This is a genomic window from Methylorubrum sp. Q1, assembly GCF_004683995.1.
Lineage (GTDB): Bacteria > Pseudomonadota > Alphaproteobacteria > Rhizobiales > Beijerinckiaceae > Methylobacterium.
The window spans coordinates 26,261-37,227 of the sequence record NZ_SRHQ01000035.1 but is presented as its reverse complement, the minus strand read 5'-3'; the positions used below and the strand labels follow the sequence as shown (position 1 = coordinate 37,227).

Annotated in this window: 11 protein-coding genes; 3 read left to right on the top strand and 8 right to left on the bottom strand. The window is 66.0% G+C overall.

Annotation, left to right across the window (positions count from 1 at the left end; genetic code table 11):
• Positions 1-472: 472 nt before the first annotated feature.
• The 3 genes from E4V01_RS23335 to E4V01_RS23325 all read right to left on the bottom strand — a co-directional run bounded on the left by E4V01_RS23335 (position 473) and on the right by E4V01_RS23325 (position 3,284).
• Complete coding sequence (locus E4V01_RS23335; protein WP_135300019.1) at positions 473-1,684, bottom strand: alkene reductase; 1,212 nt, start codon at positions 1,682-1,684, stop codon at positions 473-475.
• Between the two features lie 443 nt (positions 1,685-2,127).
• Positions 2,128-2,442, bottom strand: coding sequence for a hypothetical protein (locus E4V01_RS23330; RefSeq protein ID WP_135300018.1), 315 nt, complete (start codon positions 2,440-2,442; stop codon positions 2,128-2,130).
• Positions 2,439-3,284 carry a hypothetical protein gene (locus E4V01_RS23325; RefSeq protein ID WP_210234769.1) on the bottom strand — a complete coding sequence of 282 codons (846 nt, stop codon included), beginning with the start codon at positions 3,282-3,284 and terminating at the stop codon, positions 2,439-2,441. The genes E4V01_RS23330 and E4V01_RS23325 overlap by 4 nt, the downstream gene beginning before the upstream one ends.
• A gap of 291 nt (positions 3,285-3,575) precedes the next feature.
• On the opposite strand from E4V01_RS23325, the gene E4V01_RS23320 reads away from it, so the two are divergent.
• A complete protein-coding gene (locus tag E4V01_RS23320) occupies positions 3,576-4,019 on the top strand; it encodes an SRPBCC family protein (RefSeq protein ID WP_135300016.1) in 444 nt (147 codons plus the stop codon).
• Between the two features lie 564 nt (positions 4,020-4,583).
• Here E4V01_RS23320 and E4V01_RS23315 read toward each other — a convergent pair.
• From E4V01_RS23315 to E4V01_RS23300, 4 genes are all read right to left on the bottom strand, one after another.
• Positions 4,584-5,045 (bottom strand): DUF1931 family protein, encoded by a 462-nt coding sequence (locus E4V01_RS23315; protein WP_135300015.1) that lies wholly within the window; start codon positions 5,043-5,045, stop codon positions 4,584-4,586.
• 115 nt (positions 5,046-5,160) lie between these two features.
• The gene (trxC, locus tag E4V01_RS23310; protein WP_135300014.1) at positions 5,161-5,604 is read right to left on the bottom strand and encodes a thioredoxin TrxC; all 444 of its coding nucleotides are present in this window, start codon (positions 5,602-5,604) and stop codon (positions 5,161-5,163) included.
• 707 nt (positions 5,605-6,311) lie between these two features.
• Positions 6,312-6,890, bottom strand: coding sequence for an HdeD family acid-resistance protein (locus tag E4V01_RS23305; RefSeq protein WP_245517673.1), 579 nt, complete (start codon positions 6,888-6,890; stop codon positions 6,312-6,314).
• 114 nt (positions 6,891-7,004) lie between these two features.
• Positions 7,005-7,673: an Hsp20/alpha crystallin family protein gene (locus E4V01_RS23300; RefSeq protein WP_135300012.1), complete on the bottom strand. Its 669-nt coding sequence runs from the start codon at positions 7,671-7,673 to the stop codon at positions 7,005-7,007.
• Positions 7,674-8,403: 730 nt separating this feature from the next.
• On the opposite strand from E4V01_RS23300, the gene E4V01_RS23295 reads away from it, so the two are divergent.
• Together E4V01_RS23295 and E4V01_RS23290 are read left to right on the top strand one after the other, a co-directional pair.
• On the top strand, positions 8,404-9,063 hold the full coding sequence (locus E4V01_RS23295; protein WP_135300011.1) for a BON domain-containing protein: 660 nt from the start codon (positions 8,404-8,406) through the stop codon (positions 9,061-9,063).
• Between the two features lie 694 nt (positions 9,064-9,757).
• Complete coding sequence (locus E4V01_RS23290) at positions 9,758-10,249, top strand: hypothetical protein (protein ID WP_135300010.1); 492 nt, start codon at positions 9,758-9,760, stop codon at positions 10,247-10,249.
• A gap of 17 nt (positions 10,250-10,266) precedes the next feature.
• Here E4V01_RS23290 and E4V01_RS23285 read toward each other — a convergent pair whose 3' ends face one another.
• Positions 10,267-10,794, bottom strand: coding sequence for a general stress protein (locus E4V01_RS23285; protein WP_135300009.1), 528 nt, complete (start codon positions 10,792-10,794; stop codon positions 10,267-10,269).
• Positions 10,795-10,967: the final 173 nt, after the last annotated feature.

Here is a 10,967-nt window from a genome sequence, read left to right as displayed (position 1 = left end):
ATGCATCGAGGTCCGGCCCCGACGATCTCTCGGCCATGTCTGTCTCCCACAGTGACATCGCAGGATCAGAACGCCCAATGACCCTCAAAGTGCCCAGGTAGTGATAGAGTCGATGCTTTTAGTGGCGGCATCCAGCGGTATGCGCCATGAATTCGTAGGTGCGGTGGAGAATTGGCTGGCAAATCATCGGTGATCCGATCACTGGTTTGTTGTTCGCGCAGGCTCAGTTCGGAAATCAAAGAACGAAACGTCTGAGCGGTCGTAGCGGACTGAAGATCAGATTTGGTGGATGGCCTATGCTTCATCTAACGGTAGAGGAATGCCAAGATGCGATAGGCGTCTATGTAGCCCTGGCCGTGTCTTAAGAGCGGACAGTCGGCTTTGCGCCCATGACGGCTATTGCGCCGAAAATGGGACGGCCGCCGAAAGCGGACATCTGTCACGCAGGCCACGACATGGCCGCACAGGGGAGTCATCTCCAACTTCGGTCAACGCAGCCCCGAGGTCGTTCGCCACGCTCCTGCGCCAGATCAGGATAATCTGTGTAACCATTCTCGCCGCCGCCATAATAAGTGGTCGGATCGTCGGCGTTGAGCGGGGCGCCTGCGCGCAATCTCTCCGGCAGATCGGGATTCGCGATGAACTTGCGGCCGAACGCGACGAGGTCGGCCCTCCCCTCGTGAATCCAGCGCGCAGCGGTCCCGGCGTCGAAGCCTCCCGCGGCAATGAGCGTCCCTTTGAATCGCTCGCGGATAAGTTGGACGAGCGCCAGAGACCGCTGGTCAGGGGGCTCCCCCTTCTGCATCTGCTCCAAGGCCGGATTGACGACATGGAGATAGGCGAAGTCAAATTCGGCGAGCCGTTCGCTGATGTAGCCGAACGTGGCTTCCGGATCATCGTCGCGGATCTCGTTCATCCTGCCGAGTGGCGAGATCCGGACACCGATGCGGTCTGGTCCCCAGATCCGAGAGAGCGCCTCGGCAACCTCCAGCAACAGTCGCGTCCTGTTCTCCACCGAACCGCCATACGTGTCGGAGCGGCGGTTTGTGCTGCTTTCGATGAACTGGTCGAGCAGGTAGCCGTTTGCGGCGTGGATCTCGACCCCATCGAAGTCCGCGGACTGGGCGTTCCTCGCTGCGCGCTCGTATTGCCCCACGATATAGGGCATCTCCTCGAGGGCCAATGCGCGCGGACGAACGAAGGGGACGAGTGCCCCTTCTCCCCGTTCATTCTCGATGAACGCCTTCCCCTGCGGAGTGATCGCAGATGGGGCAACGGGAAGCATGTTGTCGGGCTGCAGGGCCGGATGCGAGATTCGGCCGACATGCCACAACTGGCAGAAGATGCGTCCGCCGGACTCGTGCACGGCTTTGGTGACGTGCCGCCAGCCCTCGACTTGCGCGCTGCTGTGGATGCCCGGCGTCCAGGCATAGCCCTGCCCCTGAATCGAGACCTGTGCCGCCTCGCTGACAATGAGCGCTGCGGAAGCGCGTTGCGCGTAGTAGCAGGCGGCGAGAGGGCTCGGTACGTTGCCCGGCGACCGCGCGCGTGAGCGCGTGAGGGGCGCCATGATGATGCGATGCGGAAGCTCGAGAGGTCCCAGTCGATAGGGCTGGAACAGCACAGCCGGATCCGAAGCTGCCGCCGGGTCGCGCGTTCGCGAGAGGGTCGCTGCATCCGCCATGGAGTGCCTCCTTCGGACGCACGGCCGGCAACAGGCCCCGGGGCGCCTCGATCGCGCGATCCGGAAGCCCACCAGGCGGCGGCCCGTCCGCTGAAAGTCTGATCATAGGAACGGCACGATCGCGGGCCCTGACGTCCGTCAGCGTCGGACGAACTCGAAGCCGCCGATCCGATCGGCTGCGCATGGCCATCGTCGGCCCTCGAGACGCTTCTGGGATCCGGAACGACGGACGTGACGGAGTTCTCGCCGCGACGAGACGGCTCCGGAGGCCGTTCGCGAGCGCCACGGCGACGCTGCCGGACCACCTGACGTCGCGATCGGTGGCCCGACATGGGCGGCGGCCCGCCGGCCGGCCCTAAGCCTGGGAGGACGGGGTCTCCGCAGCCACCGGAGTGAGGGGGCGCAGGTGCTAAGCGCGCCGGGCACCTGCGCGCGGCGGCGCCTCAGAACGGGTACCGCAGGATCGCCGCCAGGGCGCACCCCGCGGGCAGCTCCGCGCGGCTCGCGCACAGAACCCGGGCGTCCGTGCAGAGGGCACGCCGGGCCACTTCATCGAGAACAGAATACGTTTCGGCGTCGTCTGACACGGCGTACGTCACGCTGCCGTCAATATCGCTGACCAGGCCGGGGATCACGCGATCGAGGTCGACGACGAGCCGGTCGACAGCGGCCGCTGTCGCGGCATGGGCCGTCCGGGAGACGTCGCTGGTGGCCCGGTAGGGCTTCAACTCATCATAGAGCGCGAGGACGCCTTTCACTTCGTTGCGGTAGAGCCGGTCGAGTATGGGAGTGCGGCGTCGCCGAGCTGCGCGTCGCTGCGGTGGACCGGGCTGCCCTCGATGGCCTCCGCGATGAGATGCGGATAGGTGTTCACCGCGCGGAAGATGCTGAGCATGGGCTCGGCCGCAGCCAGCACGATCGGCGTCGAGCGACCGGCGAGGGCTTCGCGGACCGCACGGTCCACCGTTCGCGCGTATTGCGCTTCCAGGATCTTCTCGCCCTCGCGGTTCTGAAGACGGCGGCGCGGGGCCCCCACGTGGATCGATGGCCGGTCGAGGGTCTCCGCGGGATCGTCCGAGAGGTGGGGAACGGGGACCCGCTCGGGCGGCATGTTGACGACCACGTGGAGAAGTCGGGCTCCCCCTGCCGAAATTGCCAGAACGAAGATCTCCAGGGGAGACGTGATCGTGCGGATCAGCGGGGCCAGGTGGAACCGGTCGGCGACCTCGGCAAGGGGGGCCGGTCGGATCGGCAGGCGGTAGGTCTGCATGGACTTCGTCTCCGACCGAACGAGCACGCCGAGGCCATGCGCCTGCGATTTCCAGAACTCCTCGACCGGTGCGAGCGGATCCGCGTCGTTGAGGCGGTACTTATTGTCATCCAGGCTATCCTGGATTCGTCCCGAAAGGACTCCGAACTGTCGTTCGAACGATTCGATCACGCGTTCCGAGACGGCGGCTTCGCGCAACTGCGCGATGGCGTCCTTGGCGAGATCCTTGAACGCGATGCGGTTGGCCTCGGGGTGCAGGGGCGAAGTCGGCAGATAGAGCGACACGAATACGCCGCCCCGCGCCGTCGCGAGCGCCTTGAACTCCTGCAATCCGGGGATGTCCGCGCGTATCATTGCAATAACCGTGGCGGGTCGAGCCTCTGCGGGTCAGGGCTCACCCACCTGAGCGGGCTTTTGTCGGTTTCGCCCTGACGGGCGTCAGTCGCCGCGCGACGGGCCGGGATCACCCGGGCGGAGGGTGCAAGGGCGGGCATGGCCGCGCGCGCATTGCACATTGGCTGACGATCGTCATGGACGCGATGAGAATGTCAGTCTCAGCTTTCGCGGCATCGCGGATAGCCGGGGCCGGTCACGCGTAACACAGCTCTTGTGGAGTAAACCATGCAGATCAATGCGAGCCGGACGGTGGCGGCGTCCCCGGCGAAGGTGTTCGGCCTGGTTTCGAACGCAGTGGAGTGGCCACTCATCTTGCGGACAGTCGAGAGCGCGGAGCTATTGACGGAGGGCGCGCTGGGCGTGGGGTCACGCCTGCGTGAGCGCCGGCTCCTGCTCGGGGCTGAAGTCACCCTCGAATCCGAGGTGATCGAATTCACCCACCCGCATCGCTTCCGGCTGGTCGTGGAGAGTTCCGACCGCTCTTTCGACCGGGATTTCATCATCGACGCACTGAACGTCGGATCGCGCCTGACGCTCGCGATCCGCCCGGGTTCAAGGGCCTCCACGGGCCGTGTGCTCCTCGACATCGTCTCGCCCGTTCTGCAGATCCGGCTGAGCGACGAGCTCGAGATGGACATAGCCGACTTCGCGGCGGCCCTGCGGGCCTGACCGAGGGTCACAACGCGCCGATGGCCGTCACGGGAGGCTGGCCGGGCGGGCACATTCTCCGTCTAGTCGCCCTCCCTGTGGGCCGACCCTCCATCACCGGAGTGCCGTGGGGGAGCGCGGCCGAGCATGACCCGCAGATTGCCGGACGTAACCGTCACGACACGCCGGACGCATAGGAAACAGCGCCCGATCGCATCCAGTGATACTTGTCATTACGTCAAAAACACCGCGCGTCATCCGAGCGGGGTCTGATATGGCCGTCGCACATCACCTCTGCGGTCGAGAAGGTTGCATCCTCCGTCCGCCGCGGAAATTTGACCACGCTGCGTCCCTCCTTCGAACTGGTCAGGCCCGTCACTGGGTGTGCAAAGCTGGCGACCTGCCGACGTATCGCTGAACCATGAAATGGGGCCGTACTGAGTTGGGCCATAGATGGCGCGGCCAGGAGCACTCCGAGAAGCGGGGTCGCTGTTGCGCACCCGGCTCCGGTCACTTCCATCGCATGGTGGGGATCCTGCGGGCTTTGGTCGCTCTGGCGCGGCAAATCCGGACTGTAATGACGCCTCACAACATGAGATCGTGCAGCCGTTCCGCTCGATCCCAGTGCTCCGTCTGAGGATTTTTCAGGCGAGGGTCGACGATGATTTTGAAGGTCCGCGAGAGCGTGAGGCAGAGGCCGCCAGCGACCTCGGGAAGCCACGCTTCGGTATCATCGCTGCAGGCCGCCATCGAGGCCGGCCCACTGGTGAGCGAGGCGAGGCTCTCCTTTACGGCCCCGGCATTGCTGACGGCGCGGAACTCGTGGATCCGCTCCTGGAACCCCTTGGTGATCGGGAGATCGTGCGGCTCCACGATCTCGCGCCCGTTCGCCTTGGCAATGGCTCCCGCACGCAGAACGAGATCCCGGAGCTTACGGTCAATGAAGCTGCCGAGACGTTTCAGATCGCTCTTATCAATGACGAGCGAATCTGTTTCCCGAAAGAAGTGCTCGAACCGAGCGATACCTGCGACGGGAAGCGCGGTCATGGAATCACCATCGAACGATGTGGAATCATGCTCAGCTCGCTTAGGCGCGCCGACGCCGGGCCGCACTGATGCCTGTCAGTTCGCCTGGTCTCCCGTTCGTGCCCCGTGCAGGCTCTCACCGGATCTCGTGCAGCCGGAGCCAGGCTCGGAGGGCCTCGGCATTGACCGCGCCGGCATGTCGGGCAACCGCTTCGCCTTTCGCGAATAGTATCATCGTGGGTATGCTGCGGATACCGTATCGCGCTGCCAACCCCTGCTCCGCTTCGGTGTCGACCTTGAGGAACCGGAAGTCGGGCTCAAGCTCGGCGGAGACTTTCTCAAACACGGGCGCCATCACCTTGCAGGGACCGCACCACGCAGCCCAGAAATCCACCACGACCGGAATGTCGTTCTTCTGGATATGCTGGTCGAACTGTGCGGCGTCGACCGAAAAAGGCTGTCCGGTGAACAGCCCCTGCTTGCACCGCCCGCAACGCGCCGCCTTGGCCGGCCTGGACAAGGGAACGCGATTGATGCTCGCGCAGTGCGGGCAGACGATGTGCCGTCCCTCCTCGCTCATCGGTGGCTCTCCCTGACTAAACCGTCTTCCCATCGGCCGGTCGGGCGTCACGTCGAACAGCCTATCGAGACATCAGCTCGCGCCTTGTCCGCCAAGGCGCGTCGCTCTTTTATGAGCGCGACCGTCCGCGTGTTGAGCCCGCGACGTTGGCGACCCTGTGGTTCGGAATGTTCAGGATCGGACGGCGCTCGCCACATAACGCTGACACCGATCCGTTTCGGTCCGGCCCGGTAGACACCGGTGCGGCACCCCGGTCTTGGCGTCGGCTTCGAAGGCTAGGGCTTGTCGAGACTCGGGGGCCGGTCCGCTGCTGCGGCATCGTTCGAACTCCGCGAGGACCTTGGCAGGGTCGGCGCCGCCGCTGGCCTACCGCTTGTGCTTGCGGACGCCCATCTTCCGATCGCCGGACTTTGTCACCTTCTTCCAGCGCTTCCAAGAAGGCCGGACACGGGCTTTGCGTGACATCGACGTTGTCCTGCGCGGCGGAGCGGAACGCCGCGTAAGCCTCTTCAACTGACATTCTGAGCGCCAGGGCCCGGGCGTCGTGCGGAGACGGTGACCGACCCGCACGCGTCCAGCCCCCCGGGCTTCATCGGCGACCGTCGCGATGGGCCGCAACCCTCAGGGATCGGAGGGTCGGCAACGGAGACGATTCTGACCAAGCCCGAGCGGGGGCCGGTGAAATCCGGCCCTGATCCGCCAGGTCCTCAGATCGCGCTTTGCGCCGGCTGCGCCATTCCGGGGATCGGCCGATCGTTGCGGTGTTCGCGAAGCCTGAAGGCGAGCACCAGCATGGCGATGCCGAAGACGAAGGCGTAGATTCCGATCCACCATGTCAGCACCACGGCACCCGCGAGCGGGGCAAGAACGAGAATGATCCCGAAGGCGATCGATGACACTCCGCCAAGTGCAAGCCACCACCGTCCGTGGTTGCGCTTGAGGCGGATCGCCGCGACCACCATGGTACTCCCTGAGATGATGGACCATACCGCCGTCAGCACCACGAACACGAGGGCGGTGATGCCGGGCCACGCGGCGGCAAGAACCCCTGTGATGATGTTGACGAGGCCGCCGAAGAAGAGGGCTCCCCAGCGCTTGCTGTGCTGCGCCGCCCGCAGAGATGCGACGATGGCGAAGATGCCGTCCACCAGCATATAGGCGGCGAAGATTAGAATCAGGGAGATGAGGGTCGAGACCGGCATCGCGAGGGCCGTGATGCTGAACACGATCGCGAGTACGCCCCGGAGGGCTATTACCCACCAGTTCTGGGCCAGCGAATGGTTCATGACGTCCGTATCGAGCGAGATCCGGCCGAGTCCTGAGGGTTGAGGGCTTCCACCAGCCATGTGCGTCCTCGTCGTCTGGAGTGTGTGAGATGGACCGGCCTGTGATCCGGTCCATCAGTGCGGCATGGTCTGGTCGGGCGCTTTGTCCTGCTGGTCCGATGCGACGCCGCTCTGGCTGGGGGAGCCTGCCGGGGCGTGGTCGGCGCTGGCGCCACGAACCTGCACGCGGCGCGTGCGCCGCTGAGCCCCGCTCTTCGGGAGCGTGATCGTGAGCACCCCGTTCGCGACACGAGCCTCGGCCTGCTCAGGATCGACACGGAACGGCAGTGCAAGCGCACGCTGGAACGTGCCGAAGAGGCGCTCACGCACCTGATAACTCTGCCGATCCTCCGCGTGCTCGATCTCCTTCACGGCGCGGATGATCACGGTGTCGTCATCGAGCATCACCTCGACATCCGCCTCACGAGCGCCGGGCACCTCTGCGGTGATGCGCACGTCACGCTCCGTCTCGGTCATGGTGATGTCCGGGACGAGGATCTTGGCGTCGAGCTGGTCGGCCGCACCTGCGGTTCCAGCGCCCGCGCCCGGCATAACCTCGAGCAGGCGGTTCATGTCGTGGTAGAGAGCGAGAAACGGCGGCAACAGCGGGCTCGGCACGCCGCGCTCGATCGAACCGCCCGACCGCTGGAAGGCGACGGGTTCGCGAGACATAATGTGGATCCTCCCTAAGCTTGGCAGGATACCGCCCGGCTTGCTTCCTCGGTCGAGCGGGCGGAAGACCATCGATTAGCGGGTGCTTCCCGTCTCGGCCCTGACGCGGATCAGTCTGACTTCAGGATCGGCCGCGCGCCGACGATCCCGGCCCCATAAGGCCGGCGGTAGCGTCAGGCTACACCGGCAAGGCTGGCAGACATTCGTTCACGACCTGCCGCACGCCGCCGGCCTGATCGATGCGGTCGAGCACGAGCCCGATGCCAGAGACCTGATCCCGAGATCGGTCCGTTTCGGGGACCGAAACCGTCAGCCTTCAGCGTGATCGGCCGCGATCCGAGCCGGAAGGCTGCCGCGGGATGCGCCCGTCCCGTCGCGCGAAGGTCTGACGTCGCCGCCATCGGCACTCCGCGAAGTGATCGCGGAAATATCCCGGACCTGGCCGCATCCGCACGAGCGTCACCCCATTCGGCTCGCGAGCCTGTCCGGGCTGCATGCGGACGAAACTGCACTGGGCTGACACGCATCAGAGCGGTGGGCGCAGACCGCAGCAAAATTTGTCTTCCGCTTCGCCCACTCAGGGGAGGCCAGCCCCGAAATCAGCGAGCGGAGATCTCGGCGGGGAGCGCCAGAGCCACCTTAGCCGCGGTCGTTTCCGCAAACAGGTCGCACGATGACGCCGGTCAGGGAGCCTCAACCCCGGCGCCGATACTGAGCGCGGCTCGCGGCGCGGCTCACGGTGGGCGCACTCCGCCGTCGACAAAGGGCTCCGATTCCCGTCCGCCACACAGGAGGTACGACAATGGCCGTCCGAACCGACGCAGAAATCAAGAGAGACGTTGAAGCCGAACTCCGCTGGAACCCCAGCATTGATTCGACCGACGTCGCCGTGACCGTGAAGAACGGCGTCGTCACGCTGACCGGCTTTACGAGGAGCTTCACAGACAAGTGGGAGGCGGAGCGCGCCGCGAAGCACGTCGCCGGCGTCGCGGGCGTGGCAAATGATATCGAGGTTCGCCTGCCCAGTGTCGACGAGAGGCCCGATCCGGAGATTGCGCGCGACGCCGTCGCGGCCCTCAAGAACCGGCTGCCCATGAGCGCGGAGCACATCCAGGTCACGGTGAAAAGCGGCTGGGTCAGTCTCGAAGGCGAGGTCGAGTGGCAGTACCAGAGGGGGGCGGCAGAAGCGGCGGTGCGTTGGGTCCGCGGCGTGAAGGGCGTCAGCAATCTCGTCCAAGTGAAGCCGCGCGCCGCTGCCTCGGAGATCAAGCAAAAGATCGATGAGGCTTTCCGGCGCAGCGCTGAGGTGGATGCGAACCGCGTCATGGTCGAGGCCAAAGGCAGTGAGGTGGTCCTCAATGGGACGGTCCGCTCCTGGGCCGAGCGCCAGGAAGCCGAACGGGTCGCTTGGGCGGCGCCGGGCGTCACTAAGGTCGATAACCGCATCACAATCAGCCTTTAGGCGCGCGGTTCGGCTTCGGAACCTGTCTGGGCCGAGGCTCGGTGGGCCAAGGAACTGCGGCCGGGCCAGCCCTGGGCCTCGCTCCGGAGTGCCAGCTCACGCGGCGGCCTCCGTGGCGTCGTGCGCGTCCAGGATGCGACTCGTGAAGACGGGGGCGGCTGACACCCTGCGCCGCGGCAGGGAGGCCTATCCAGCCCGTCTCGCGACTCCCGGGCCAAGCGGCCCGTCGAAGCGGCCTGTCCGGGAAAGCTCCGGACGAGGTGGCGAGCTGCTCCTGGCTGAACAGCAGCCGCGCACGGCGCTTCATCTCACGCAGGGACCAGGCCCGAGGTTTCAGCGTCGCCTCGATAGGACCGCAGTTTCTCCGTGATCCGCGCATCTGGGTGACGCGCAGAGCCGGAACCTCAATGGGACTGCGACTGCGACGTAGAGCGGCACCGGACCCGCTGCCTCGTGGAGTGCCCGCTCGTCCGCCCGGCCGCGCGTCCGCGGCCCTCCTCGTGAGCCTCGCCGACCGGAAGGCCCGAACTGATGAAATCACGGCGCCGCAGCGCCTGGGGCGTCAGATCTCGCCCTGCGGTCGTCGTTCTGTGTGACGGCCAAACCTGCGACAGCCTGAGGCAAGACGGGCGCGCGCGCGTGAGCTAGAACGGCGCCCCGTATTCGTCTTCGAATGCCGAAAGGTCTGGGAACGATGCAGTTTCTCCCGCGCGTCGTCATGTCCACTTCAGAGCGCGTGCACCGAGAGTTCGACGATCGTGGGCCCGAAGCCTGCATCGACAGCCTCACGCAAGATCTCAAGCGAAACAATCCAGAGATTCTTGACATGGTGGCGCGTTGCGCGACGGACCTCGGGAAGCCGTCCAAGATCTTGTTGGGTTTCGGCCTGTTCTACCGGGCGCTCGCCGCGGAGTGCGGCGCCGAATTCGGCACCCTGCTCCATCCGCTCCCGCGCGTCAGCCCGGAGACCCGTGATCGCCTCGTGCGTGAGATCGACGAGACAGGGACCGAGACCTTCACGGTGGCGTGCATCCACGACCTCGAGGCGAACAACCCCGAGCTTCTCCATCTAGCCCACAGCTTCGCCTCGGCCCACGGCGACTACCTGGGCGTGATGCAAGCTTTCGCGCTGGTCTATCGGGCGCTCGCGGTCGAAGCCATGCGCGAGCGAAGCCGCGTCCATTGACGTCTCCGGACGTGCGCTCAGGCGTGTCCGCCGGTGCCCGCCTCGCGCCATTCGGCTTCCCTCTCCTCTACGGTGACCGCGCCTGCTTGGTCGAGGATGTCCTCGATCCGGGCGACGTGCGTTTCGGGTGTGCGCACGACGACCAGGGTGCCGCCGCGGCGGATGCCTTCGACGTACGCGTCCGCGTCATCGGCGCTGAGACCCGCCCCGATCAGAGCGCCCGCGAGTCCACCGACGGCGGCCCCGCCGAGCGCAGCCGCGACGAAGCCGGCCGCTACAACCGGTCCGACGCCCGGGATGGCAAGCGCGGTGAGAGCCGCGAGCGCGGTCACGCTGCCGCCCACGACGCCGCCCACCGCAGCGCCAGCGACCGCCGGGTTCCGAGCGCTCCCGTCGAGGCGCTCGGTCTGTTTCGTGTCCGCGTCGTTCGATACCAAGCTGATCTCGACACGGTGCAGGCCGGCGCGCTCGAGCGCCTGGACCGCCGTCGCAGCCGTCTCGTAGTCCTCGAACAATCCGGCGACGGCAACCACATTCTCGGCCATCGAAGCACCCTCTCGCGGCAGCCCTGAGAAAATCCCGTCCGGTCGAGACTGACATCCCGCGGCGCGCGCGCATTGACGCGCGTCAGCGCGCAACGCGGCGATGCGGTGTCAGACATGCGGGGCATACCCCCCCCGTACCGCAGAGAATGCCGTCAACCCGGACGCGCTGTTCC

What these genes read in the sequence shown, in the direction of transcription:
- E4V01_RS23335 (WP_135300019.1), bottom strand. Translation starts at nt 1,684, where the DNA reads ATGGCGGATGCAGCGACCCTCTCGCGAACGCGCGACCCGGCGGCAGCT.
- E4V01_RS23320 (WP_135300016.1), top strand. Translation starts at nt 3,576, where the DNA reads ATGCAGATCAATGCGAGCCGGACGGTGGCGGCGTCCCCGGCGAAGGTG.
- E4V01_RS23315 (WP_135300015.1), bottom strand. Translation starts at nt 5,045, where the DNA reads ATGACCGCGCTTCCCGTCGCAGGTATCGCTCGGTTCGAGCACTTCTTT.
- trxC (WP_135300014.1), bottom strand. Translation starts at nt 5,604, where the DNA reads ATGAGCGAGGAGGGACGGCACATCGTCTGCCCGCACTGCGCGAGCATC.
- E4V01_RS23305 (WP_245517673.1), bottom strand. Translation starts at nt 6,890, where the DNA reads ATGAACCATTCGCTGGCCCAGAACTGGTGGGTAATAGCCCTCCGGGGC.
- E4V01_RS23300 (WP_135300012.1), bottom strand. Translation starts at nt 7,673, where the DNA reads ATGGTCTTCCGCCCGCTCGACCGAGGAAGCAAGCCGGGCGGTATCCTG.
- E4V01_RS23295 (WP_135300011.1), top strand. Translation starts at nt 8,404, where the DNA reads ATGGCCGTCCGAACCGACGCAGAAATCAAGAGAGACGTTGAAGCCGAA.
- E4V01_RS23290 (WP_135300010.1), top strand. Translation starts at nt 9,758, where the DNA reads ATGCAGTTTCTCCCGCGCGTCGTCATGTCCACTTCAGAGCGCGTGCAC.
- E4V01_RS23285 (WP_135300009.1), bottom strand. Translation starts at nt 10,794, where the DNA reads ATGGCCGAGAATGTGGTTGCCGTCGCCGGATTGTTCGAGGACTACGAG.